23 protein-coding genes are annotated in these 23385 nt (G+C 61.4%); 7 read left to right on the forward strand and 16 right to left on the reverse strand.

Features of this window, described 5'->3' with window-relative positions; all coding sequences use genetic code 11:
* Window positions 1-5: 5 nt before the first annotated feature.
* From KBY72_RS02795 to KBY72_RS02815, 5 genes are read right to left on the reverse strand one after another with little or no spacing between them, the layout of a single operon-like run.
* Window positions 6-1181 carry a cation:proton antiporter gene (locus tag KBY72_RS02795; protein WP_254959588.1) on the reverse strand — a complete coding sequence of 392 codons (1176 nt, stop codon included), beginning with the start codon at window positions 1179-1181 and terminating at the stop codon, window positions 6-8.
* Window positions 1182-1214: 33 nt separating this feature from the next.
* Window positions 1215-1616, reverse strand: a complete 402-nt coding sequence (locus tag KBY72_RS02800) for a fasciclin domain-containing protein (RefSeq protein ID WP_254959589.1) — start codon at window positions 1614-1616, stop codon at window positions 1215-1217.
* A gap of 10 nt (window positions 1617-1626) precedes the next feature.
* Entirely contained in the window at window positions 1627-2931 is a 1305-nt protein-coding gene (locus KBY72_RS02805) for a CO2 hydration protein (protein WP_254959590.1), read from the reverse strand.
* Window positions 2928-4400, reverse strand: coding sequence for an NADH-quinone oxidoreductase subunit M (locus KBY72_RS02810; protein WP_254959591.1), 1473 nt, complete (start codon window positions 4398-4400; stop codon window positions 2928-2930). Before KBY72_RS02810 ends, KBY72_RS02805 begins: the two co-directional genes overlap by 4 nt.
* Window positions 4397-6304 carry an NAD(P)H-quinone oxidoreductase subunit F gene (locus tag KBY72_RS02815; protein WP_254959592.1) on the reverse strand — a complete coding sequence of 636 codons (1908 nt, stop codon included), beginning with the start codon at window positions 6302-6304 and terminating at the stop codon, window positions 4397-4399. The genes KBY72_RS02810 and KBY72_RS02815 overlap by 4 nt, the downstream gene beginning before the upstream one ends.
* Window positions 6305-6531: 227 nt before the next feature.
* On the opposite strand from KBY72_RS02815, the gene KBY72_RS02820 reads away from it, so the two are divergent.
* Window positions 6532-6786 carry a hypothetical protein gene (locus KBY72_RS02820; RefSeq protein WP_254993029.1) on the forward strand — a complete coding sequence of 85 codons (255 nt, stop codon included), beginning with the start codon at window positions 6532-6534 and terminating at the stop codon, window positions 6784-6786.
* Window positions 6787-6809: 23 nt separating this feature from the next.
* On the opposite strand, the gene KBY72_RS02825 is transcribed toward KBY72_RS02820, so the two are convergent.
* Window positions 6810-7475 (reverse strand): DedA family protein, encoded by a 666-nt coding sequence (locus tag KBY72_RS02825; RefSeq protein WP_254959594.1) that lies wholly within the window; start codon window positions 7473-7475, stop codon window positions 6810-6812.
* A gap of 91 nt (window positions 7476-7566) precedes the next feature.
* Here KBY72_RS02825 and KBY72_RS02830 point away from each other — a divergent pair, with 91 nt between their 5' ends.
* Both KBY72_RS02830 and KBY72_RS02835 read left to right on the forward strand, forming a co-directional pair.
* Window positions 7567-8928, forward strand: a complete 1362-nt coding sequence (locus KBY72_RS02830; RefSeq protein WP_254959595.1) for a TrkH family potassium uptake protein — start codon at window positions 7567-7569, stop codon at window positions 8926-8928.
* Between the two features lie 22 nt (window positions 8929-8950).
* Entirely contained in the window at window positions 8951-9655 is a 705-nt protein-coding gene (locus tag KBY72_RS02835) for a potassium channel family protein (protein ID WP_254959596.1), read from the forward strand.
* A gap of 85 nt (window positions 9656-9740) precedes the next feature.
* On the opposite strand, the gene KBY72_RS02840 is transcribed toward KBY72_RS02835, so the two are convergent.
* Window positions 9741-10781 carry a DUF475 domain-containing protein gene (locus KBY72_RS02840; protein WP_254959598.1) on the reverse strand — a complete coding sequence of 347 codons (1041 nt, stop codon included), beginning with the start codon at window positions 10779-10781 and terminating at the stop codon, window positions 9741-9743.
* Window positions 10782-10956: 175 nt separating this feature from the next.
* On the opposite strand from KBY72_RS02840, the gene KBY72_RS02845 reads away from it, so the two are divergent.
* Window positions 10957-12777, forward strand: a complete 1821-nt coding sequence (locus KBY72_RS02845) for an SLC13 family permease (RefSeq protein WP_254959599.1) — start codon at window positions 10957-10959, stop codon at window positions 12775-12777.
* Between the two features lie 24 nt (window positions 12778-12801).
* On the opposite strand, the gene KBY72_RS02850 is transcribed toward KBY72_RS02845, so the two are convergent.
* The 6 genes from KBY72_RS02850 to KBY72_RS02875 are packed head-to-tail and all read right to left on the reverse strand — an operon-like array spanning window position 12802 to window position 20324.
* Window positions 12802-13464 carry a DedA family protein gene (locus KBY72_RS02850; RefSeq protein WP_254959600.1) on the reverse strand — a complete coding sequence of 221 codons (663 nt, stop codon included), beginning with the start codon at window positions 13462-13464 and terminating at the stop codon, window positions 12802-12804.
* The gene (locus tag KBY72_RS02855) at window positions 13464-16250 is read right to left on the reverse strand and encodes a cation-translocating P-type ATPase (protein WP_254993030.1); all 2787 of its coding nucleotides are present in this window, start codon (window positions 16248-16250) and stop codon (window positions 13464-13466) included. Before KBY72_RS02855 ends, KBY72_RS02850 begins: the two co-directional genes overlap by 1 nt.
* Window positions 16251-16288: 38 nt before the next feature.
* Complete coding sequence (locus KBY72_RS02860; RefSeq protein WP_315859516.1) at window positions 16289-17035, reverse strand: amino acid ABC transporter ATP-binding protein; 747 nt, start codon at window positions 17033-17035, stop codon at window positions 16289-16291.
* Window positions 17032-18273 carry an amino acid ABC transporter permease gene (locus tag KBY72_RS02865; protein WP_254959602.1) on the reverse strand — a complete coding sequence of 414 codons (1242 nt, stop codon included), beginning with the start codon at window positions 18271-18273 and terminating at the stop codon, window positions 17032-17034. Before KBY72_RS02865 ends, KBY72_RS02860 begins: the two co-directional genes overlap by 4 nt.
* A gap of 1 nt (window position 18274) precedes the next feature.
* On the reverse strand, window positions 18275-19237 hold the full coding sequence (locus tag KBY72_RS02870; RefSeq protein ID WP_254959603.1) for an ABC transporter permease subunit: 963 nt from the start codon (window positions 19235-19237) through the stop codon (window positions 18275-18277).
* 25 nt (window positions 19238-19262) lie between these two features.
* Complete coding sequence (locus KBY72_RS02875) at window positions 19263-20324, reverse strand: amino acid ABC transporter substrate-binding protein (RefSeq protein ID WP_254959604.1); 1062 nt, start codon at window positions 20322-20324, stop codon at window positions 19263-19265.
* Between the two features lie 70 nt (window positions 20325-20394).
* Between KBY72_RS02875 and KBY72_RS02880 the strand changes: the two genes are divergently transcribed.
* Window positions 20395-20934: a YqhA family protein gene (locus KBY72_RS02880; protein ID WP_254959605.1), complete on the forward strand. Its 540-nt coding sequence runs from the start codon at window positions 20395-20397 to the stop codon at window positions 20932-20934.
* Here the strand turns inward: KBY72_RS02880 and KBY72_RS02885 are convergent.
* The 3 genes from KBY72_RS02885 to KBY72_RS02895 form a co-directional block, all read right to left on the reverse strand.
* Window positions 20931-21515 (reverse strand): hypothetical protein, encoded by a 585-nt coding sequence (locus KBY72_RS02885; protein ID WP_254959606.1) that lies wholly within the window; start codon window positions 21513-21515, stop codon window positions 20931-20933. The genes KBY72_RS02880 and KBY72_RS02885 overlap by 4 nt on opposite strands.
* Before the next feature lie 135 nt (window positions 21516-21650).
* Window positions 21651-21980 carry a hypothetical protein gene (locus KBY72_RS02890; RefSeq protein ID WP_254959607.1) on the reverse strand — a complete coding sequence of 110 codons (330 nt, stop codon included), beginning with the start codon at window positions 21978-21980 and terminating at the stop codon, window positions 21651-21653.
* Between the two features lie 2 nt (window positions 21981-21982).
* Window positions 21983-22447 (reverse strand): hypothetical protein, encoded by a 465-nt coding sequence (locus tag KBY72_RS02895; protein ID WP_254959608.1) that lies wholly within the window; start codon window positions 22445-22447, stop codon window positions 21983-21985.
* Between the two features lie 50 nt (window positions 22448-22497).
* Between KBY72_RS02895 and KBY72_RS02900 the strand changes: the two genes are divergently transcribed.
* Both KBY72_RS02900 and KBY72_RS02905 read left to right on the forward strand, forming a co-directional pair.
* On the forward strand, window positions 22498-22797 hold the full coding sequence (locus tag KBY72_RS02900; protein WP_254959609.1) for a Nif11-like leader peptide family natural product precursor: 300 nt from the start codon (window positions 22498-22500) through the stop codon (window positions 22795-22797).
* A gap of 40 nt (window positions 22798-22837) precedes the next feature.
* On the forward strand, window positions 22838-23053 hold the full coding sequence (locus tag KBY72_RS02905) for a hypothetical protein (RefSeq protein WP_254959610.1): 216 nt from the start codon (window positions 22838-22840) through the stop codon (window positions 23051-23053).
* Window positions 23054-23385: the final 332 nt, after the last annotated feature.

Genomic DNA, 23385 nt, shown 5'->3' on the forward strand with positions numbered 1-23385 from the left:
CCTAGCTATCCAGCCTGCAGGTTCGATAGACGCCGGCCCAGCAACAGCAGGCCCAGCACGGTGGTACCACTCACCATGAGCACAAGGGCGGAGAACTGGGCGGCGGTGATCACCCCACTGGCCAGGGCCGTGGAGGCAAACACCAGACCAGGCAGGCCCCGGGGGATAAGGCCAAACACCACAACCCAGCGATCCACCCCGGCCGCCTGATCCCGGCCGCTGATGCCAAGCCCGCAGATCAACTTGCAGCCAATCGCCAGCAGCAAAAGCACCAGGGCCAGCCACCAGGCCGAGGGCTGCAACAGGGTGCCCGCCTGGATGCGCATCCCCACCCCTAGGAAATAGAGGGGCAGAAACACCTCCGACAGCATGGCCAGGTTGCCCCGCAGCTCGCGGGCCTCGGTGCTCCCTTCCCCCATCGGCGCCAGGCGATTGAACAGCACCCCACCCCAGAGCGCCCCAAGCAGGCTGGTCACCCCGGTGACCTCACCGATCCAGCTGCAGCCGATCAACAGCAGCAACATTCCTAGGGGCCCCGGCTGCCAGGGCCCGTGGCGCCGCAACCACCAGCTCGACAGCGGCACGCTCAGCAGAGCCAGGACCGGGCCGAGCAGCACCAGCCAACCTGACCCGGCCAAACCGGTGCTACCACCCTTACCGGCCCCCGCCAACAGCATGGAGCCGGTGAGTAGGGCGATGGCAGGCAGATCGTCTAGCACCGAAACACCCACCAGCAGGCGACCGGAGGGGGTTTTCAAGGCACCGAGCTGGCGGAGGGCCCGCAGGGTCACCCCGGTGCCGGTGGCACTGAGCACGGCCACACACAGCAAGGTGGTGGCCGTGGAGAGACCAAAGCCCTGCTGCAGCGGCCACCAGGCCAGCAGCGGCGTCAGCGCCGACAGCAACACCGTGCGCAGCACTGCCGCTGGCCGGGAGCCCAACAAGCCGCCGCGCACCTCCAGACCCACCTGAAAAAACAGGGTGAGCACCCCCAGCTCCAGCAGACCGGAGAGGGAGCGGATCTGCTCGAATGGCAGCACGGTGTTTCCCAGGGCAAAGCCCACTCCCAGCTCCAGCACGATCGCCGGCACCGCCCAGCGGGCGAGCCGGGTGGCCGTCAACCGGGCCAGCAGGGCACCAACCAACAACAGCAGCAGGGTGGTGAGCAGGGAGGAACCCAAGGGAGCCAGCGGAGCGAGGGTGGCGAAGGTGGATCAGCCCGGCAGGATCACGCGATCAATCACGTGCACAATGCCGTTGTCGCAGGCAATGTCTGCGGTTACCACTGTGGCGTTTTTCACCTCAAACGGCTCGCTGCAACGGATCGGGATCGGAGCCCCCTCCAGGCTCGGCCACTCCGACTGAGCCACCAGGTCGGTGCGGCCATGGGCGCCAGCCAGCACGTGGTATTTGAGGATCCGAGCCAACTGGGGTGGGTTGTCTACCAGGGTCTGCACCGTGCCGGGAGGCAGGGCCGCAAAGGCGTCATCCACCGGCGCGAACACCGTGAAGGGGCCCGGGCCCTCCAGGGCGCCGCGCAGGCCGGCAGCATCGACGGCCGCCAGCAGGGTGTTGAAGGCGCCGGCGGCGAGGGCGGTTTCAAGAATCGTGGCCATGGCGTATCTCCTAGCGGTAATCCTGGGTTTGAATGTCGGCAAGCCGCGCTTCGGGCCGCAGGAAGCGATCCATCTGGGCCTCGAAGAAGCGGCGGTTGGCCGCAAGATGCTCCGGGTCGGTGTCGTCTAAGGGATAGAGCAGGGCACAGCGCAACGCCTGGATCACGGCCGAGGTGACGTTGTACATCGAGCGCTGGAAGGTGATGCCCAACTGGATCAGTTGATCTTCTTCGCCGCGGCGATGCTGCTTGTAGAGCTCCTGCAGATAGGGGGGCAGGAAATGCAGCATGTCCTGCATCAGCAGGGTGGGCGGAATGCCGGCGGATCCCACTGGGAACACATCGGCATAGAGGATGCCGTAGTGGAAGTCGGCTTGATCGGCAGGCACCTGATAGGCCTGGGCGTTGTAGCTCTTGGTGCCGCGGAACGGTGAGGTGCGGTAAAACACCGCCTCCACATAGGGCAACGCAGCCTCATAGAGCCAGGTGAAGCCCTCGCTCTTGGGAATGATCTCGAAGCACTCGCCCCGGATGAACACATGGTGGTAGATCGGCCGCCCCGCCACCGCGAAGATGCCGTTGACGAGGAAGTCCATCGCCTCGGGAACGGAGGTGAGCTTCCCCTCGTCGTAGAGGTCGCTCATCTCGAAGAACACCGGCGCCATCACCTCCCAGAACAGACCGAGGTTGGCGTAGAAGGAGAGTTGCTTGACCTGCTCCATAAACATATCCGGGAACAGCTTATAGAGCCCCAGCATCACCAAATTGCCCTTGAAGTAGGCCTTGATCGCCCGATCCGCATTGGCCTTGTAGACGTCGCTCTCCAGGAAGTCGTTGAAGCGGCCTACCATGCCCTGGTGCCAGAACATGGCCTGCATGCAGGCCTCGGCGAATTCCATATTCACCCGGTCGTGCCAAAGGTGATGCAGCAGCTTGGGCATGCGGCGGGTCTCACCCCGCTCCATAAACTCCAGTAGCTCCGGATGGGCCTTTTCACCGCCACGCCAGATCCTCAGCTTGGATTTATCACCGGCGTAGCTATTGGGGAGATCGAGATACTCCTTAGAAATAAAATACTTGAATGCGGGAAGCGGATTGAGAAATACCCGCTCAGCTATATACAAAAGATTGCGCCAATAAAAATCCATCGGCACGGCGTAGGCCTTATAGATACCGATGATCTGCTGCAGGTTCTCGGGGGTATCAGGCAGCATTGATCCTCCCGCCTCAAGCCGGTGGATCACCTCTGCGTAGGGATGGGTTGAGGGAGGAATCAGGGGTGTGCGGACACCAGGGGTCGAAACGATGGGTGTCATACGGGCAGTTGGGTGCGGAGGGCAAGGGCAGCGGTGGCGGTTTCACTCCAGCCGGTGAGTCCTAGGGGCCATAGGCCGGTGAGCAGCACCAGCAGGGTGAGCACAACGGCCGGCAATCGCTCGCCCAGGCTGGTGCCCTGCCAGTCAGCTCGGGAATTATCGAGCCGGCCAAAACCAACCCGATTGAATAGCCGCACCGCATAAACAGCAGTAAAACCAGAGGCCACCAGGCACACCAACGTTGCCCTAGGAAAGACGGTCCAGCTGCCCTCAAACACAAGAAGTTCTGCAGGGAAGCCAGCCAGTCCAGGAATGCCAGCGGCGGCCATCAGGGCAAGCAACAACAAACCCATCGTGAAGGGCAGGCCCCTAATCGGATTGAGCAGGCCGGATAGCTCGGCAATAACGGTGGTCCCGGTCTTGCGCTGGATTAGCTCAACGCAGGCAAATAGCAGGGCCACTATTAAGCCGTGAGCAATCACCTGAGCCATCACCCCCTGCAGGCTCAAGGGGGTAGCGGCAGCCAGAGCCAATACCAGCAAGCCCATATGGCCAAGCGAGCTGTAGGCCATCAGGCGGCGCATATCTGTAGCCGCAACAGCGTTAAGGGCGCCATACACGGCGCTAACGGCACCAGCAGCAGCGATCCAGGGGGAAAAAGCTGTCCAGGCACCTGGCAATAGGCCCACACCAAAGCGCAGCAGGCCGTAGGCACCAAGCTTGGAAACGGCCCCACCCAGCAACATCACCACCGGAGCAGGGGCCTGGCTGTAGCTGAACGGCTGCCAACCGTGCAGCGGCACCACTGGCAACTTCAGGCCAAAAGCAAGCAGCAGCAGGGCCAGCACCCAGGCCTGGGCAGCTGGAGCGAGGGGCGTTGCCGCCAGGGCCTCAAAACTGAAGCTCACGGTGCTGGTGGCAGCGCCCTGACCCAACCAACCGAAGGCCAGTACCCCAGCAAACAGGCTGAGGCCAGAAACGGCGCCATAAAGCAGGAAGCGGGTGGCAGCTCCTGCTCGTCGCTCCCCTCCCCAGATAGCCACCAGCAGCGTGGTGGGGATCAACACCAGCTCAAATGCGAGCACAAACAACAAGGCATTGCGGGCGAGGAAGGCGCCCACCACCCCGAAGTTGGTGGCAAGAATTAAGGAGAAGTAGAGGCGCGAGCGGCCCTGGTCGGCAGGAGAGGCCAACACCGCCATAGCAGTAAGCAGGGCGGTGAGCAGCACCAGGGGCAGGGAGATGCCGTCGAGGCCGAGCTCCAGGGCAAGGCCCAGGCGAGGCAGCCAGGTAAAGCTGAGGTCGGCGGGGGGCCGCAGCCAGCAGTACCCCCCAACTAAAAGCTGGGCCAGGGCTGTCAGTGCCGCCAGGGAGCGCACCAGGGCCGGACGCCCCTCCGGCAATCGGGACAGCAGCAAACCCGCAAACCCGGGGATTAGCAACAGCAGCAGCAGGGGGGCAGAGGTCACGGCAGCACAGCCAGAGGAGAGGGAGCGGGGCTGGCCAACAACCAGGCCGCCATCAGCAGCACCCCCAGCACCAGGCTGAGGGCGTAGGCCTGGGAGCGACCTGAGGTGGTGAGGCTGAGCCGGCGGGCTCCTGCCATGGCTGCGGCACCGGTGCCACCGCTGAAACCATCCACCAGGCGGCTATCACTCCAGGCGCCAAAGCGGGCTAAGGCCAGCACCAGAGCCACCACGGTGCGGTGATAAAAGCGCTCGGTTTGCATGTCGTGGGCGAGCCACTCCTGCAGGCCTGAGAGGGCCTGGGGCAGCCGGGCCAGGCCGTGGGGCCGCAGGTAGAAGGCAGCGGAGAAACCCCCTCCCACCAGGGTCGATACCAGCAGAGGCCAGGCCAGCGGCCCCCAACCGGGCAGGGGAGTGAGGCTGAATACGCCATTGCGCACCAACAATTGAGGCAGGTGCAGCTCCATACCCATCAACACGGTGGTGGGCAACACCATCAACCACAACACCTCGGCAGATCGCTGGGTGAAGGGTGTGGGGCGACCGCCCCAGATTTGGCCGAATACACGAATCAAGCCTGCGCTGATCAGGCAATTGGTGAGCAGCACCAAGCCACCCAGCAGCCAGGGATGGCCGCTGGCTGCTGTGAGAGCAAGCAGCTCGCGCAAGGCGGCAAAACTGGCGAAGGGAGGCAGTCCCATCAGGCCAGCTGCCCCGGTGAGGAAGGCCAGGCCCATAAGCGGCCGCCGGCTCCAAAGCCCACCCAGCTGGGTGAGGTCCTGGGTCACGTTGCTGATGACGATGGTGCCAATGGCCATCAGGATCAGGGCCATCGGCAGCGGATAAACGAGCAGCAGGTGATCGGCCACCGCTGTGCCACCCAAACCCACCGCCACAAACAGCAAACCAAGCCAGCTGCTCACCAAGAAGGAGAGGGCTCGCTTTACATCCACCTGAGCCAGCGCGATCAAGGAGGCCACCACCGCCGTGGTGCCGCCAACGGCAACCAGCACGGCCTGCACCAGCGGGCTCAGTTCGATGAGGGGCTCCAGGCGCAGCAGCACCCAGGCGCCACCAACCACCACTACCGAGTTGCGCAGCACGGTGGAGGGCAGGGGGCTCTCCATGGCCTCATCCAGCCAGAGGTGCAGAGGAATTTGGGCGCACTTGCCCATGGGGCCGGCGATCAGTGCTAGCAGGATCAACGTGAATCCAGCCGGCAGGGGTTGGCCGTTGTTGGTGAGATCGGCGGCCCATCCCTGCAGGCCATGAAAATTCCAGGTGCCGCTAACCGGCAACAGGGCAATTACCCCCGCTAGCAAGATCAGGTCGCCGATGCGCTTGGTGAGAAAGGCGTCGCGAGCCCCTTTCACCACCAGGGGTTGGTTGTACCAGGTGCCCACGATCAGGTAGGTGCCCAGGGTTAGCAACTCGAGAATTACGTAGCTGAAGAACACCGAATCTGTGAGCACCAGACCACACAGACCCGCTTCAAAGAAGCTCAGGCAGCCAAAGAAGCGGGGCCAACCCCAGTCCATTTCCATGTAGCCGATGGCGTAGATCTGAACCAGCAGGTGCAAGCCGGTGATCACGGTCATGGCGATCAGTACTGGCTCGGTCACCAGCCCGTCGAAGCCGACCCTTAGCCCTGCCGTCTCGAGCCAGGTCCAGCTGAAGCTCACGGGCCTATAGAGGGCCTGGGCCCCAGCGGCGGCATTGGTGTGCAAGGCCGTTAGCGCTAGCAAGCTGTGGCTGAAGGCCACCGCCACCATGGCCAAGTTGAGGTAGCCGCAGGGGCGCGGGCCGGTGCGGGAGATCAACCCAGGCGACCAGGCCAGCGACAAAAGGGCCGCGAGCAAGGGATAGAAAGGAACCAACCAGGCGGTTTGAAGCAGAGCAACAGTCATCGTGTCAAACAGGCAATAGAAATCTCAACAGTTCAGACATGTGGAAGATGACGAATATGCCTTCGGATCGGTAACGATAGAAACAGACGCATCGGCTTGGGGCGGCAAAAGTAAATCAAATCCAATCAGTGTCAGTAGAAGTGCTTATCAATCGTCGAGATCACTTGGAGTCCCTCTCAGCTCCATACTCTTCCACTCTGTAAAAACTTCTCCACTTTGTAAAAACCATGGCTTGCCCAAAGTGCGGCTGCCGCCTACTCACCAAGGTGGGGCGCTCCAAGAAGATGCTGATCTGCAGCGATTGCAGCCACCCACTCGAACCATCATCTGATCAGCTTGCCTCCCAGTGGCGCCAGCTCTCCACGTTTATGTTTGTGTTGATGATGGCTGGAGTGCCTGTGTTTCACACCCTGGTTTCAGGCATGGTTAGCTCCACGTCCACACCACTAAGTAGGGAATCTCAAATAGAAAAGATCAACTAGCCAGCTCCATCGGAGTTTTGGCCCTAACTCTCACTGCCAGCGGCCCGGCTGCGCAGCTGCCACAGCCGCAGCAGAGCCACGACTCCAGAGACGAGCGCAATCTCCAACACCAGCTTGATCCCTCCGGCCCAGGGGGCGAGCAGCCCCTCCAACTGGTCGTAGGCCTGGCCCATCTCCCTGCCCGCCAGGGTGAGCAAGGTGGTCCAGATCAGGCTGCCCGCGGTTGTCCAGGCGAGAAACTTCGCCTGGGGCATTAATTCAATGCCAGCCGGCACGGACACCAGGGTCCGCACCCCTGGGATCAGTCGTCCCCAGAACACCACCGCCGAACCATGGCGATTGAACCAGCGACGGCTCCTGGCTAGGTCATCTGGCTGGATGCCCAGCCAGCGGCCCCGGCTAGCCAGCCAGCCAGCGATCCGCTCCTCATTTATCCAGCGGCCAATGCCGTACCAAAACCAGGCACCCAGAACGGTGCCCACCAGTCCGGCCGCCACCGTGGGGAGTAATTGCAGCCGGCCCGCATGCACCAGATAGCCCGCGTAGGGCATCAAAACTTCTGAGGGAATGGGCGGGATGAGATTTTCCAGCAGCATCACCAAAGCAACCGCTCCATAACCGAGCAGGGGGTTGGTCTCCACCGCGGCGCTGATCAGGTCTGGCAGCCCGTCGATCAACTGCTTAATCAAATGAGAAATCCCGGCACAGGACTGTGATTAGGGTAGGCATCACCAACGCAACATCAGCCTGACCAGCACACCCTGGAACGCTCTTAAGGCCTTGCGCCAGCGCCTCACGGTGCCCCAATTCACCGTGGTCACCGGTGCTCTGGTGATCGCCGTCGGCACGGTGCTGCTGGCAAGCCCGCTTTGCTCAACGGACGACGTGGGGCTATGGCAAGCCCTGTTCACCGTGACCTCGGCAATCACGGTGACTGGCCTTTCGATCATCGATGTGAGCCGCGATCTGACGCCCTTCGGCCAACTGACACTGGCGGGATTGATCATTACCGGTGGCCTTGGCCTAATGGCGATCACCACCTTTTTGCAGGGCTTCGTGCAGGGAAATTCAGGGCTGCGCCACCGGCTAGACAAGGGCCGGGCCCTCGATGAATTCGGGGTAGGCGGCATTGGCCCCACCTTCAACAGCATCCTGATCACGGGCTTCTGCGTGATGGGGCTCGGCACTGTGGTGCTTTACGCCTTCGGCTTCACCGACATCGCCAATCCACTCGAGCGCCTCTGGGCTTCTCTTTTTCACTGCATCAGCGCTTACAACAATGCCGGCTTCGGCCTCTGGGGCGACAACCTGGTGCGCTACCGGGACAACCCGGTGGTGAATGGCGTCATTGCCTCGATGATCGTGGTGGGCGGCATCGGCTGGCGGGTGATCAACGACCTCTGGACCAACCGTGCTCGCCTGCAAGGGCTTCGCCGCCTCAGCCTGCATACCCGGCTGGTGCTGCGCAGCACGGCCTTGTTAATCGTGTTTGGGGCCCTGGGACTGATGTTCACCGAACAATTCGCCGCCGGTGGCGTAATCGAAAATCTGCAGTGGTGGCAGGATATTCAAGTCACCCTGTTCCAGTCGATCTCGGCGCGCACGGCAGGGTTCAACACCGTGCCGCTCTCGATTAAGACCTTCTCGGATGCGGGCCTGCTGCTGCTGATCGTGCTGATGTTTATTGGTGCCAGCCCGGGCGGCACCGGCGGTGGCATCAAGACCACCACCTTCGCCACCTTGATGGGGGCTACCCGCTCCACCCTGCAAGGGCGTGAGGCGGTGGTGATCCATCGGCGCCAGATCCCTGACACCGTGGTGCTGCGTGCCGTGGGGGTCGCTATGGCATCAGCAATCTTCGTGATTCTGATGGCCCTGCTGCTGGGGATTGGCCCCACCACCTCCGGGGAGCCCACCCGCACCACCTTCAACTTCCTCGAAAAGCTGTTCACCTGCATGTCGGCCTTCGGCACCGTGGGCCTGGATCTGGGCGTTACCGCCCAGCTCAACCGTTGGGGCCAGCTGGTGCTGATGGTGGGCATGTTTGTCGGCAGACTGGGCATCCTGCTGCTCCTTTCGGCGATCTACGGCAGCCGGCCCCAACCCCGCGTGGGCTATCCGCGCGAAGAGATCTACATCTGAATCCCCTGAACAGGTTGACTCCATGACGAACTGGTGGCAATGGAATCCGTCTGAAGGCGCCGTCAAAGGTGGCTTCGCTGTGATCGGAGTGGGGCGCTTTGGCTCCGCCGTATGCAGCGAACTGATCAAGGCCGGCGCTGAAGTGCTGGCGATCGATCTCAGCCAGCGAGCCATTGATGAGCTGCGTCAAATCGAGCCAGCCATCGAGGCGCGGATTGTGGACTGCACAGATGAAGAAGCCCTGAGGGCCGCCGGCGTGCTCGACATGACCACCGTGGTGATAGCCATGAGGGAGCCGATCGAGGCCAGCGTTACGGCTGCTTTGATCGTTAAGGACAGCCCCGGCAGCCAGGTAAAGCAGGTAGTCGCACGGGCCACCAGTGATCTACACGTGAAAATGCTGCAGCGGGTGGGCGCCGATCGGGTGGTTTTTCCCTCAAAGATGCAGGGTCAACGCTTAGGAATAGAACTGGTGCGGCCAAACATGTTGGAGCGCCTGCGCCTCGACGACCGCAACAGCATCGAGGAGATTCGGGTGCCCGAAGCCTTCATCGGCCAGTCGTTGCGCGAGATCAATTTGCGCAAGAACTTCAATGTGAGCGTGCTGGCCGCCGGGCCTGACAACCAGCTCACGGTGAACCCGCCCGCCTCCCACGTGCTCGAGGCGGGCGAGCTGCTGGTGGTGATGGGCGCCAGTGAAGCCTTGGCCAAACTGCCGGGCAGCTGAAAACGGGCATCCTCCTGGCCTAGGCAGGAGAGTTGGCCTCCATGGCCTGCACCCGATGAGGTGGTGAGCGCCTGAGCGAGCGGTCTCAGGCCCGCTGCCTCTGACGCATGGAATCCCAGAAAGCTACGACGAGCAGGCCGATGCCGATCAGCCCGGCGCACCATTCGGGTACATGCACGTTGTGCTGGGCCAAGGGAATCCCGGCCAGCATCAACAACCCCAGCGCGCCGATGGCGTAGTGGGCGCCGTGCTCCAGATAGATCAACTGGTCGAGGGCCTTCTCCCGGCTCAGCATCACCGTGAGCGAGCGAATAAAGAGCGCTCCTAGGCCAAGGCCTGTGATGATCAGCGCCAGATCGGTGGTGATCGCAAAGGCGCCGATCGCGCCATCGAGGCTGAAGGAGGCATCAAGCAACTCGAGGTAGATCAAGCTGGCAACACCGCTCTTGGCAGCCATACTTCCCGCCGCCGGATCTCCGCCGCCGAAGAATTCCGCCAGGGAAGTGCTCAGGATCTGCAGCAGCAGGCCGATCAGACCCGCAAAAAGAACATCGCTGCGCAAACTGCCAGGCAGGACAAAGGCCACACCCATCAAAATAATTAACCCCAGAGCGACCTCCAGGGAGGGAACCCTTCCGGCGCTGCTCAGACGCACCTCGAGCACCTCCACCCAGTGCAGTGTTTTGGCCTCATCGATGAAATAGCGCAGAAACACCATCAACAGGAACATCCCCCCGAAGGCGAGGATCCGCGGTTCAGCCAACTCCAGTAGCGCGTGGTATTGCTCGGGGTGATGCAGAGCCGCGTCGAGGGCTTGCCCCAGACCGATCCCCCCAGCCAGGCTCACCAGCAGCAAAGGCCCCAGAAAACGCACTCCAAACACCGGGATCACCAGACCCCAACTGAGGAAAAAACGCTGCTGGCCTGGGGTGAGGTGCTCCAGCACCCGCGCATTCACCACCGCGTTATCAAAGGAGAGGCTGATCTCCAGCGCCAGCAGCACCAGGGTGAGCCAGGTGGCCTCAAGACCCGCAGGGCTCAGACCACCATGGCTGACGAAAACTGCCACCAGGCCCACGGCACAGCACAGCAGCGGGAAACGCACATAGCGCAGCAGGCGGCCCATGGATGTACCCAAACCCTATGAGCTTGAAGCCTGATAGACCCACTGGCTGGCCGATGACATCAATTGTCGGGGGCTGAAAGCGAGCAAAAACACCCGAGGCCGGCCAACCAATCTCAATCTCCCTATATCCCATCTAGTAACCGATGTATATTTTCGAGTGTTGGGGTCGTGCCTTATGGATGCTTTTCTTACCGCCGCCATGGAGCCCGCTGGGGCCATCACCCTGGCGGTGTTTGCCCTGGCGATCCTGCTGTTCGTGACCGGATGGCTAGCCCCTGAAGTCACTGGGTTGCTGGCGGCAGCCCTGCTTGTGACCTTCCGAGTGCTCAAGCCCGATGAGGCCGTGCAGGGATTCGGCAGCCCCGCCCTGATCACCTTGATGGGCCTCTTCGCCGTGTCGGCGGGCCTGTTCCGCAGCGGTGCACTGGATCGGCTGAGGGCCCTGATCGCTAGCGATGCCATCCGCAGTCCCAAACGAATGATCGCCCTGATGGTGGGGGTGGTGGCGCCGATCTCCGGATTTATCCCCAACACCCCGATCGTGGCGACCCTGCTGCCAGTAGTTGAGGGCTGGTGCCACAGGCGCGGCGTATCCCCTTCGAAGGTGTTGCTGCCTCTGTCGTTTGCAACGGTGTTGGGCGGCACCATCTCCCTGCTCGGCACCTCCACCAACCTGCTGGCCAGCGATGTGAGTCGCCAACTCGGCTTTGGTCCTCTCGAGCTGTTCAGCTTCACAGCCATCGGCATCCCCGTCTGGCTGCTAGGGGGCCTCTACATGTTGTGGGCCTCCGACCGGCTCCTGCCAGATCGCGGCCTCGACGATGGCGATTTGCTGGGATCCCTCGCCCGGGAGGGCTATCTCACCGAGGTGCTGGTGCCGGAAGGCTCCGAGCTGGCGGGCCATTCGCTGCACAACAGCCGTCTGCAGCGCCGCTACGACGTGGACGTGCTCGAACTGCAGCGCGGCAGCGAGATCTACAGCGCCCCATTAGCCGACCGCACTCTCCAGGTGGGCGATCGCCTTGTGCTGCGTTGCAATCGGGAAACCCTGCTGCGGCTTCAGCAGGAGCGCACGGTGGTGGTGTCACCGCCGGCGGAGCAGGAGGAAGCCCTTGAGGAACTGAAGCATCCCGAGGTCACCAGTATGCGCATGGTGGAAGTGCTTCTGCCGAACGGCTCCACGATCACCGGCACCAGCGTGCGAGACCTTCGCTTCCGGCAGCGCTACAACGCCACCCTGCTGGCGGTGCGTCGCGGCAACCAGGTGCTGCGTGAATTGCTCGGTCAAGTCGTGCTTCAGGCCGGCGATGTGTTGCTGCTGCAGGCGCCCCTCGATGCCATTCGTGGCCTGCAGGCCAACAACGATCTGGTGCTGCTGGAAGAACTGGAAAAGGACATGCCCACCACCAACCGCAAATGGGTGGCGGTTCTGGTAGCAGCCCTGGTGATCATCCTGCCTCTGTTCAAAGTGCTCAACCTGATGGCAGCGGTTCTCCTGGCAGTGGTGGTGATGGTGGCTACTGGCTGCCTGCGACCCGGGGAACTGCAGCGATCCATCCGTTGGGACGTGATCTTGCTGCTGGGTTCCCTCTCCTGCTTCAGCGAAGCGATGCAGAAAACTGGCCTGGCCGAGGCTCTAGCGCAGGATCTGCTGCATGGCCTTCAGGGGTGGTCGGCTTATGGGGTCCTGTTCGTGGTCTTCGTGATCGCCCAACTCTTCACCGAAGCCCTCAGCAACGGCACCACCGTGGTATTGCTGATGCCGATCGCCACCGCCATAGCCCAGGGTCTTTCGCTCCCACCGATGGCCTTCATCTTTGCCATCACCATCGCGGCCAGCCAGAGCTTTCTCACCCCGATCGGCTACCAAACCAACCTGATGGTGTTTGGGCCTGGTCGCTATCGCTTTCTGGACATGGCGCGCTACGGGGCGCCACTCACAATCGGCCTTGCGATCGTTGTTCCCTGGCTGATCTGCCGCCAATTTGGGATCTAAGCTCAACTTGATCAAACACTGATTTCACCGCCAGCGGAATTTCTTGCCAATCCACCTCAAAAGCAGCCACAGCAATCCGCAAACTGCAGCCGTCAAAAATATCCCAACTAGAACGCTGGTAAATGGTTTAAGGGCAGCTGCAACACCTGCGTAACCAGCCCCCAGCGTTTGACCAGCAAGCGTGAGCAACAATATCCAAATCAGACTGCCTGCCGTAGTCCAAATCAGAAACAAAGGCTGGGGCATCATCTCGATGCCAGCTGGCAACGACACCAGCGTGCGGACCCCGGGGATAATCCGCCCCCAAAACACCACCGCTACTCCGTGGCGATTGAACCAGCGGCGGCTGCGGGCTAGGTCCGCAGGCCTCAAGCCAAACCAGCGGCCATGGTTTGCCAACCACTGCTCAAGCTGCTCCTCGTTGATTAGACGGCCGATTCCATACCAAAACCAAGCCCCCAGCACCGTGCCCAACAGGCCAGCCAGCACTACAGGAAACAGCTGCAGCCTTCCCTGCTGGATCAGAAAGCCTGCCAGCGGCATCACCACCTCCGAAGGAATAGGTGGCACCAGGTTTTCCAGCAACATCACCAGGGCGATAGCCCCATATCCCAGAAGCGGGTTGGCATCCACCGCCGCCAGGAGAAGCTGGGGAAGCTTCTCCATCAAGGCGGACAGATCGGCCATCAATTCATTGCGGCAGGGGTGTTAGCCCGGCGGCGACCAAACCATTGCCGCAAAACCTTCTCAGCCTCGAGGTAGATGAAGAACAACAGGCTCACCCCAACGCACACCATCAGATCGGCAAAGGCCAGGGGCTCTGTGCCAAAGAAACGGGACAGCCAGGGCACATAAAGCAGCAGCAATTGGAGGCCACTGGTGAACACCACCGCCCAGAGCAGCCAGGGATTACTGAAGGGGTTCACCTGCAACAAGGGGCGATCACTACGAGCCGACAGGGCATGACCCATTTGGGCCAGGCATAAGGTGGTGAACACCATGGTTTTCCAGGGGCCATCCACGCCCTGGGTGCGATATATCCACACCATCATGGCAATCGTCATTAAGCCGAACACCACACCAACTCGCACGATGTAGCGACCAATGCCCCTGGCAAAGATCGATTCACCCGGTCGAGCAGGGTCCCGGTCCATCAGGCCGGCCTCCGCCGGCTCGAGGGCCAGAGCTAGGGCCGGCACCCCGTCTGTAACCAGATTCATCCAGAGGATCTGCAAAGGAGTTAGAGGAACGCCAATCAGACCAATCAGGGGTGCCGCCGAAATCGTGACCAACTCGCCGACATTGCTACCCAAAATGTATTTAACGAAGCGGCGAATATTGGCGTACACCAGTCGCCCCTCCTCCACCGCGCTAACAATCGTGGCGAAGTTGTCATCCAGCAGCACCATGTCGGATGCCTCCTTGCTCACCTCCGTGCCAGTGATGCCCATGGCTACACCGATATGGGCTTGCTTAAGGGCAGGGGCGTCGTTAACCCCATCTCCCGTCATCGCTACCACCTGGCCATTGGCCTGCAGGGCCTTAACGATGCGCAGCTTCTGCTCAGGCGGCACCCGGGCATAGACACTGCAGCGAGCCACCACCGCGCGCAGCTCCTCATCACTGCAAGCTTCCAGTTCCCGCCCCAGCACCACCTCACCATCGAGGGTGGTTAGACCAATTTTTGAACCAATGGCCCTGGCGGTGAGCGGGTGATCGCCGGTGATCATCACGGGCCGAATGCCAGCACCGCGGCAGATCGCCACCGCCTCAGTTACCTCGGGCCGTGCCGGATCCAGCTGGGCCATCAGGCCAATCAACACCAAACCAGAGAGGTCTTGGTCCGGACTGGAATGGTGGGGAGAACAGGCAAAGGCCAGCACCCGCAAACCCGAAGCCGCGAGGTCGCGGGCCTGATCGATCCACCACTGGAGCTGATTGGGGCTGAGCGCCACTACCCCGGAACCATCCAGCCAGCTGCTGCAGCTAGCCAGGATCACTTCAGGGGCACCCTTGCTGATCATCAGCTGATGGGAGCCTTCTGCCGCTGCCCCGAGGGGAGCCTGGAGGCTGCCATCCGGATCATTCACCCATACCGCCATCAACTGACGCTCTGAGCTGAAAGGAATCTCGGCCTTGCGGGCATAGCGCTGCCTGAGCTCGAAATCGTCGAAACCAGCCTTACCAGCAACCACGGCCAAGGCTCCTTCCGTGGGGTCGCCAAGCACCTCCCATACCCCCTCTGCTCCTTGGCGCAACTCGGCATCACTGCAGAGCACACCGGCCTGCAGCAGCAGATTCTGCAAACCAGGATGGGCCCCGGCCAAGGGAGCCTCAGGTGCTGCCAGGAGTGCTGTCGTGAATTCGCCGGTGGGCTCGTAGCCGTTGCCACCCACCAGCACCGATTGATTGCCGAAGCGCAGCTCCTGAACGACCTGGCGATTTTGGGTGAGGGTGCCGGTTTTGTCGGAGCAGATCACGGTGACAGAGCCCAAAGCCTCCACCGCTGGCAGACGCCGAATAAGGGCAGCACGCCGCACCATGCGCTGGGTGCCGATAGCCAGGGTGACGGTGATCACGGCCGGCAAGCCCTCGGGCACAATCGCCACCGCCATCGATAGGGAAACTTCGAGCAGGTCGAACGGGTCTTGACCCAGCAGCAACCCAAGGCCCACAACAACTGCTACCAGAGCCAAGGCTGTGCCAACCAGCACCTTGGCTAGACCATCGAGCCGCTCCTGCAGGGGGGTGCTCTCGCCGCCAGCGGTGTTGATCAGGGTGGCTATCTGACCCAGCTCAGTGGCCATACCGGTAGAGGTCACTACCGCCACCCCCCGACCCCGCACCACCTCGGTGCCCTGGAACATGCAGTTCTGGCGCTCCAGCATCGGTGTGGCTGAATCCAGCACCAACTCGGCTCGCTTAAACACGGCCTCCGACTCACCAGTGAGGGCGGCTTCTCTCACTCCCAGATCAGCCGTCTCGAGTAGGCGCCCATCAGCCGGCACCCGATCGCCGGCCTCGAGGCGGATCAGGTCGCCCGGCACCAGCTCCTCACTCGACAACTTTTGCCACTGGCCGTCGCGGCGCACCTGCACCTGGGGTTGGGACATATCGCGCAGTGCCAGCAGGGCCTTCTGGGCCCGGCTCTCCTGCAGATAGCCCAGCAGGCCATTGAGAGCAACGATCACCACAATCGCGATCGCATCCTTAGGGAACTTCTGCTCCACATAGGCCACACCGGCGGAAACAGCAGCAACCGCCAGCAACATGATCAACATCACGTTGCTGAACTGGTCCCACAGGATCAACAAGTTGCTGCGACCAGCTGCAAGTTCAAGCCGGTTGGGGCCAGTAGCGGCCAGACGCCGGCTTACCTCTGCCGTGCTCAGCCCAGCCTCCCCGCACTGCAGCTCCTGCAGGCAGGATTGCCCATCGATGGCATGCCAGTTCTGGGGCATGGGAGTTGTCATGAAATCAGAAGTAGTTGGAATGGATAATTAGGAAGGAATCAGCTGATCTGGCTGAGGAACTGCTTACTGCGCTCATGGCGCGGATTAGTAAAAAACTGCTGCGGCGGCGCCTCCTCCACCACCTCGCCATCAGCCATAAGCACTACTCGGCTTGCAACCTTACGCGCAAAGCGCACCTCATGGCTTACCACCACCATGGTCATGCCGTCGCGGGCCAGCTCCTGCATAACTGCCAGCACCTCCTGCACCATCTCGGGATCTAGGGCGCTGGTGGGCTCGTCAAACAACATGATGCGGGGCTCCATGCAAAGCGAGCGAGCAATCGCCACCCGCTGCTGCTGGCCGCCGGAAAGCTGGCCTGGAAATTTGTGGGCCTGCTCGGCGATCCCAACCCGCTCCAACAACTCAAGGGCCTGGCGCTCCACCTCAGCTTTAGGGCGCTTGCGCACCTTCACCGGCGCCAAGGTGAGGTTGTCGAGCACCGTGAGGTGGGGAAACAAATTGAACTGCTGGAACACCATGCCAACCTCCCGGCGGATCGCATCTATGCGGCGCAAATCGTCGCTGATTTCAATGCCATCCACCACGATTGAGCCCTTCTGAAAATCCTCCATGGCGTTGAAGGTGCGCAGAAAAGTGCTCTTACCCGAGCCCGACGGTCCCATGATCACCACCACCTCACCTTGGTGCACGTATAGATCAACACCACGTAGGGCATGGAAGCCGTTGGGATACCACTTCTCGACCCCACGGGCCTCGATCATCAGGGCGGGTGAGCTGGTCATGCCTGTGGAGCAGAGGGGGAATGGGGGTTAAGGCGAGTTTCTAAGGCACGACTGCCCAGCCCAAGGGCAGCGCAGCAAGTCCAAAACAAAATAGCGAGCACTAAATACACCTCCGCGTTCTTACCGAGAAACATTGGGTTGGCCATCACCGTACGGGCGGTGCCGAGTAGGTCAAGCAGGCCGATCAAGGAGAGCACGGTTGTGTCTTGCAGCAGGGTGATGAATTGGCCCACCGTGGCTGGCAGGGCAACTCGTATGGCCTGGGGCAGCATCACGTGGATCAGGGCGAGCGGCATGGGCAGCCCCAGGGAGCGTGCCGCCTCCAGTTGACCCGCAGGAACGGCAGCCAACCCGGAGCGCACCGCCTCAGCCACATAGGCAGCAGCGAAGAAGGTGAGCACCCAGGCAGCCCGCCAAACCCGATCTGGAGCCAGGCCGCCTGGTAGCAGGAAACCGAGGATGTTCTGCCCCAGAAACAGCAGGGTAATAAGTGGTGCCCCGCGGATGAACTCGATGTAAATAACCGAGCCCCAGCGCAGCAGCGGCAGCTCGCTGCGGCGACCAAGGGCGAGCAGCACCCCCAGGGGAAAGCACAACAGGATGGCAAAGGTGGCCATCAACACCGTGAGCAGCAAGCCACCCCACTCGGAAGGCGGCACCTGCACCAGCCCCAGGCCGCCACTAATCAGCATCATGCCCACCAGATAAAGCAGGGGCCAAAACAGGGGAATCAGCCGGCGGCAAGCCTGGGGAATGGCTGGGCCGTAGCGCCCGGCGGCCAAGCGGGCGAGAAGCAAGAGGGCAGCAATACCCCACCAACGCGCCTGGATTGCAAGGGTTAGCTGTAGGGCCATGGGCCGCCATAGGGCGAGCGCCACCAAAATTGTGGCGGCCCAGCGGTCATTGCGGGGCCAAAGAGCACGAACAGCACCGGAGCCTGGGAAAGCCCTAAACAGACCCCAACTCAGTCCGGTTGCCAGGGCCAGCAAGGTAGTGAGCAGCCATAGGCGCCACTGCTGCTCAACTGGGTAGCGACCTACAGCAAACAGGGTGCTGTTGGCACTGAGCACAGCCCATTGGGCCTGGAAGAGGGCCCAGCGGAAAAAGCCGAGGCCTACTGCCAGCAGGGCTGCCAGCAAGGCGATCGAAATCAGGCCATCGATTCGGCTGCCAAAGAGCTCCTTTTGCAATCTGCGAAAGGGACTCGCTCGCACCACCAGGGGAGCTGTACTTGCCATTTCAGCGCTCTCTCAGCTGCACCAGGCTATTTAGCGCGTTCATCAATGCAGAAATCACGAGGTCGATCACTAAGTAAGAACCCAACAGGATCAACATCACCTCAACTGCACGGCCGGTTTGATTGAGGGTGGTTTCGGAAACGGAATAGAGGTCGGTGAAACCGCAGGCCACTGCCAGTGAGGAATTCTTAGCAAGTGAAATGTATTGGCTATTGAGTCCCGGCACAATCACGCGCAAGGCTTGGGGCAAAACGATCCGCCGCAGGGTCAGCAGGGGCGAAAACCCCAGAGAGGTGGCTGCCTCCCACTGCCCCTTAGGCACAGAGGCAATACCGCCGCGCACCACCTCGGAAATAAAGGCAGCGGAATAAACCACCAACCCGGTGAGCAGAGCCCCAAATTCAACGGTGAAGCGCAGGGGGGCCTGCCATACCCCATCTACCAGTTCGGGGGAGCCCAAATAAAGTCCTGATTTGGCGAGCACTAGGCCCGGCAGCTGCAGTGCGTCGCGGCCATTCGGCAAGGCCAGAAACACCACGAAATACCAGAACATCAGCTGCAGTAGCAGAGGAATATTGCGAATCACCTCCACATACACACGCGCCAGTCTTCGCAGCAGCCCATTGCTGCTGAAAGAAGCAGTGCCGATAAGGGTGCCCAATACCGTCGCACCCACTAAGCCCGTTATCACCACCCGCAGGGTGTTGACCAGCCCTGCCAGCATGGCTCGCCAGTAGGGAAGGCTGGCATCAAACGGCAGGATAGTTTCAGCCAGATCAAATCCTGCTGGCTGCCCCAGCCAGCTCCAGCTGAGCAGCAGGCCCCTGCTGGTGAGATTGAGCAACAGGTTGGTGAACAGAAAAGCCACCACCACAACCACCAGCAGGGCAACCACGCCCTGGACTAGCCAGGGCAGGTAGCGGCGGTTGCGCCACCAGGGGGTGACTTCAGATCGGCTGGTCATGGCAGCGTGCCGGCGCTATCGAATCTCACAGGAAGGGTGGCGAATACATCAGGCCACCCTCGCGCCATTGCTTGTTGACACCTCGCTCAAGCTTGAGGGGTGATCCCGTGCCCACATTGCGCTCAAACACCTCGCCGTAGTTACCCACAGCCTTCACCGTGCGGACCACGAAATCAGCAGGCAACCCCAGCTGCTTACCAAGGTCGCCCTCCACTCCAAAGAAACGACGCAACTGGGCGAGGTTTTTGTTTGCCTTGGCCTCTGCCACCTTTGCGTCGATGTTGGCGGCAGTGATGCCCATCTCCTCTGCCTGAATGAGGCTGTATACGACCCAGCGCACAGCATCAGCCCAGGCAGGATCGGAATTAACAGTGGCGGGGTTTAAGGGCTCCTTGCTCAACACATCAGGAAGCAGGATGTGCGCCGAAGGGCTTGGGAAACCGGTTCGCTTTGCAGCTAGCCCGGAGCGATCGGTGGTGACGGCAACGCAGCGCCCTTGCAGGTAGGCGGCGTAGGTCTGTTCACCCGATTGAAATTTGAGTGGCGTATAGGCGGCATTGAGCTCCCGCATCCGGTCAGCCAGGTTGAGCTCTGATGCCGTTCCGGTCTGCACACAGATCGGCTTGCCGACGACATCCTTAAGGGATCGAATGCCGCTACTAACCGGCACCATCACGGCCTGGCCATCAAAGAAGGTGGTGGGGGCAAAGGCAAGAGCATTACCCCCAGGCGCATCGCGACTGAGGCTCATGGTGGTGTTGCGGGAAAGGAGGTCGACTTCACCGCTACTTAAAGCTGCAAAGCGTTCGGTAGCACTGAGGTCGCGGAAACTCACCTTGGCGGGGTCCGACAAAACCGCAGCCGCTGTTGCCTTACAAATGTCTACGTCCAGGCCGCTGTAGCTGCCGTCAGGACTCACAAAACTGAAACCCGGCAGCTTGCCGTCCACGCCGCAGATCAAGCTGCCCCGAGCCTTGATAGCGGCCATTTTCTGGCTTTGAACGCTGCCGCCATCACTGGCGCAGCCAACCAAGACTAGGGACGCGATCAGGGGTAGGACGGCATTAAGCCGGTGTAGCAGGGCCATGGATGATTCCGCTCACGGCGCAGTACTAGTTCAAGGTTAGTGTGGCGCCCTAATGCGCTTAATCAGAGCCATGGCTCACCGTCCACATCGCCTCGAGTGGATATTTGAGCGTTGGCTGTGGCGCTTCCGGCTGATCGCGATTGTGCCGGTGGTGATGAGCCTGCTCAGTGCTGCAGCCGCATACCTTGCCGGCACCCTGGAGGTGCTTAGTGCCCTGAAAGCGCTGCTCAAAGGCTCTGGCGACACCAGTTACGCAATCGCCGTGCAGCTGGGCAAGTTGGTGGGCGGAGTCGACCTTTACTTGATCGGCATCGCCCTGATGATCTTTGGCTACGGGGTGTATGAGCTGCTGATCTCCAACATTGAAGCGGCGCACGAGGACGGCAAAGACGGCGGCAGCGGCCTGCTCGACATTCGCAGCCTCGATGACCTCAAGGAAAAGTTGGTAAAGGTGATCGTGGTGGCGTTGATAGTGTCCGCCTTCAAGGCCATGTTGATCTTCCCAATCCATAACAGCACCACCAACCTGCTGGTATTCAGCGGCAGTGTGTTGCTGTTGGCCCTAAGCGCCTGGCTGGTGGCTGGCGGCAAAAAAGCCCCCCACGCCTAGGTGAGGGCCTTGGGCCTTGGCCCTTCAGCGCCCACCAAGCCGGCAGGGCAAACAGACAGCAATAGAGGGCCGGCCCCCACTGCCAGCCCTGCTCCTCCAGCAGCCAGCTGCACACCACTGGAGCGGTGCCAGCAAATAGGGCCATCGCCAAGCTGTAGGCGATCGAAAAAACAGTGCAGCGCTGCCGCACTGACACCTACTCCACTGCCAGCACCCCCCTGCCCGCCCATGGCGATCATTACGGGCAACACCCCGAGCAGCTGACCCACAGCCAGGCCGCTGGGGCCAGCCAACTGCACCACAGGCAAGGCGATCGGCGCCACCAGGGCGAGCAGCAGCGTGCCAAGACGGTTGACCTGCAATTTGCCCCAGCGATCCGCCAGCACGCCGCCCAGTAGAACTAAGGGCAGGCCCAGGGTCTGGATCACGGTAGAGGTGGTATTTGCCTGGGCCAGGCTGGAGCCGGCCTGGTGAGCGCTGTAGTCGACCTGATATACAAACAGCACATAAAACACGACGTTGGCGAAGGACACCAACGCGATGATGCGCAGCACCAGCGGACCCTGCTGACGCACCTCCACCAGCCCCAGGCATCCATGGCGGCATTGCCGAGGGAGCGGGCCAGCAGGGCCACGGTGAAGAATCCCAGGCTGGCCAGCAAGCCCTGCTGACCAGGGGGGGCCGCTTCGGTGGCGTAGGTCATCGAACCGGTGAATTCACCGCCCACCGAAAACCCTTGCACCATGAGTAGGCCCAGCCAGGGCCAGCCCCGCCCCCGAACCCCACTGGGAATGAGTCGGCAACAGGGCAATCAACAGGCTGGCGGCGCCCATCAGCACGATGCTGAGGCTGAGCATGTTGCGGCGGCCGAGCAGGTCGCCGATCGGGCCGAGCACCAGGCTGCCCACGGGCCGCATTAGGTAACCCACCGCAAACACGCCGAAGGCGGCCAATGCCTGCAGGCCCGGATCCTCGGCCGGGAAAAAGGCATGGCCAAGTGGGGTGGCCAGGGTGGCGGCGCGCCGCTGCTGCGGGGTGAGATCCATTGTTAGAGACCGTTACCTGAATCGAGTTGGCTGCTCTCCCACCCTTCGAGGATCCGATCCAGGGGCACCCAACGCCCACCGAGCCGGGCCAGGACAATGATCATCGTAATCGGGAAATCGCGTTTAACTATTAACGGAAGCACCATGGGGCCCTCGCCAGCAGAGGCCACACTGCAAAGACCGACCACCACCAAGACGTTAAAAATATTGTTATCCAGAAGTTTGCTGATGGCGATATCGCCGCAGTCTTGAATCGTGGAGATCAAACTCTCTAAAAGCCCTGGCACGCTGGTGCCTAGAGAAGCCACCGTTGGGGCGATCACAATCTGGTAAGTACTCAACAACAGGGCAAGGCAGAGGAGCCCGCCGCTCACAAACAACTCGCCACTGGCCAAAGTGGCCTCGGTGAGGGCTGCCGAAGAATCGATATAGGGATTCTGTACAATCGAGCCGCCGACAGGGGCCAAGCCGTGGACTGCGACCTACGATTTCTCTAGAACTTAGACAGACATTTCGAGTGATTGATCCTGACGTCACAATTGCCGCAGCTGCCTCGGCCCAGCCCGACGAGCTCGAAAGCCTCTTTACCTTTCTGGGCCAGATTCAGCAGGATGGTGCCCTGCGCGACCAGCTCAACGATGTGATTACCGCTCCTGATGTGGTGGCCATAGCCGCCGATCAGGGCTTCAGCTTCCAGGCCTCCACATTGCTGGGCCTGTTCGAGCGCTGCAATGAAGCGCCTCTGGCGCGCCAGGGGCTGATGGACGAAAAGTTGATTCGTGTCTACCTGCAGCGGCAGCGCCTGCAGGCCCCATGACCGCAACCAAACGCCAAGCTCTGCTTGGTCTCTGGCAACTTTGGCTGAGGCCCTAGCCCAGGGCGATTTCAGTGGTCTGCCAACGGTGGAGTTGATGGCAGACGACGAATTGCCAGGGGCCCGCAGCCATTTTTCAGAAAGCAGCCAAACGGTATTTCTCAACATCAGCTGGCTCGCTGGTTCTGACCAAAACGCCGCACTGCATGAGTTGACGCTGCGCTGGGGCGAGCATCTGGATGTGCTGTTAAACACCTAGACACCCCTGGAGACGAGGGCAGCCGCTTTGCGGCCCTGCTCAGCGCTGGCCTAGCAACTCCTCCCAAGTGAGCGGTTGGGAGGGGGGACGTCCTTGGGGACGGGAGTGCAGCGGGCAGCTGGGATAGCTGGTGCGGCTTGAGCGGGATGGGGACGGGGAAACAATAAACATGGAAAAGTGAATCGATATGGATCTCGCACCGAAGGATTGCCATTCCCATAAGGGGAATTCACACGGAGCAATCGCTAAGCAGAACAATCAAACTGGACTGAGCTGACTTGGCCTACAGATCTGACTTGGCAGACTGATCGGCCTTCCCCAGGAAGCGCAGG

Source organism: Cyanobium sp. BA5m-21, from assembly GCF_024346235.1.
In the GTDB taxonomy this organism is placed as follows: Bacteria; Cyanobacteriota; Cyanobacteriia; order PCC-6307; family Cyanobiaceae; genus Cyanobium_A; species Cyanobium_A usitatum.

Coding starts and splice junctions, on each gene's coding strand:
- KBY72_RS02800 (WP_254959589.1), bottom strand. CDS start 1,616: ATGGCCACGATTCTTGAAACCGCCCTCGCCGCCGGCGCCTTCAACACC.
- KBY72_RS02805 (WP_254959590.1), bottom strand. CDS start 2,931: ATGACACCCATCGTTTCGACCCCTGGTGTCCGCACACCCCTGATTCCT.
- KBY72_RS02815 (WP_254959592.1), bottom strand. CDS start 6,304: ATGACTGTTGCTCTGCTTCAAACCGCCTGGTTGGTTCCTTTCTATCCC.
- KBY72_RS02820 (WP_254993029.1), top strand. CDS start 6,532: ATGGCTTGCCCAAAGTGCGGCTGCCGCCTACTCACCAAGGTGGGGCGC.
- KBY72_RS02835 (WP_254959596.1), top strand. CDS start 8,951: ATGACGAACTGGTGGCAATGGAATCCGTCTGAAGGCGCCGTCAAAGGT.
- KBY72_RS02840 (WP_254959598.1), bottom strand. CDS start 10,781: ATGGGCCGCCTGCTGCGCTATGTGCGTTTCCCGCTGCTGTGCTGTGCC.
- KBY72_RS02845 (WP_254959599.1), top strand. CDS start 10,957: ATGGATGCTTTTCTTACCGCCGCCATGGAGCCCGCTGGGGCCATCACC.
- KBY72_RS02850 (WP_254959600.1), bottom strand. CDS start 13,464: ATGGCCGATCTGTCCGCCTTGATGGAGAAGCTTCCCCAGCTTCTCCTG.
- KBY72_RS02855 (WP_254993030.1), bottom strand. CDS start 16,250: ATGACAACTCCCATGCCCCAGAACTGGCATGCCATCGATGGGCAATCC.
- KBY72_RS02860 (WP_315859516.1), bottom strand. CDS start 17,035: ATGACCAGCTCACCCGCCCTGATGATCGAGGCCCGTGGGGTCGAGAAG.
- KBY72_RS02865 (WP_254959602.1), bottom strand. CDS start 18,273: ATGGCAAGTACAGCTCCCCTGGTGGTGCGAGCGAGTCCCTTTCGCAGA.
- KBY72_RS02870 (WP_254959603.1), bottom strand. CDS start 19,237: ATGACCAGCCGATCTGAAGTCACCCCCTGGTGGCGCAACCGCCGCTAC.
- KBY72_RS02875 (WP_254959604.1), bottom strand. CDS start 20,324: ATGGCCCTGCTACACCGGCTTAATGCCGTCCTACCCCTGATCGCGTCC.
- KBY72_RS02880 (WP_254959605.1), top strand. CDS start 20,395: ATGGCTCACCGTCCACATCGCCTCGAGTGGATATTTGAGCGTTGGCTG.
- KBY72_RS02890 (WP_254959607.1), bottom strand. CDS start 21,980: ATGGATCTCACCCCGCAGCAGCGGCGCGCCGCCACCCTGGCCACCCCA.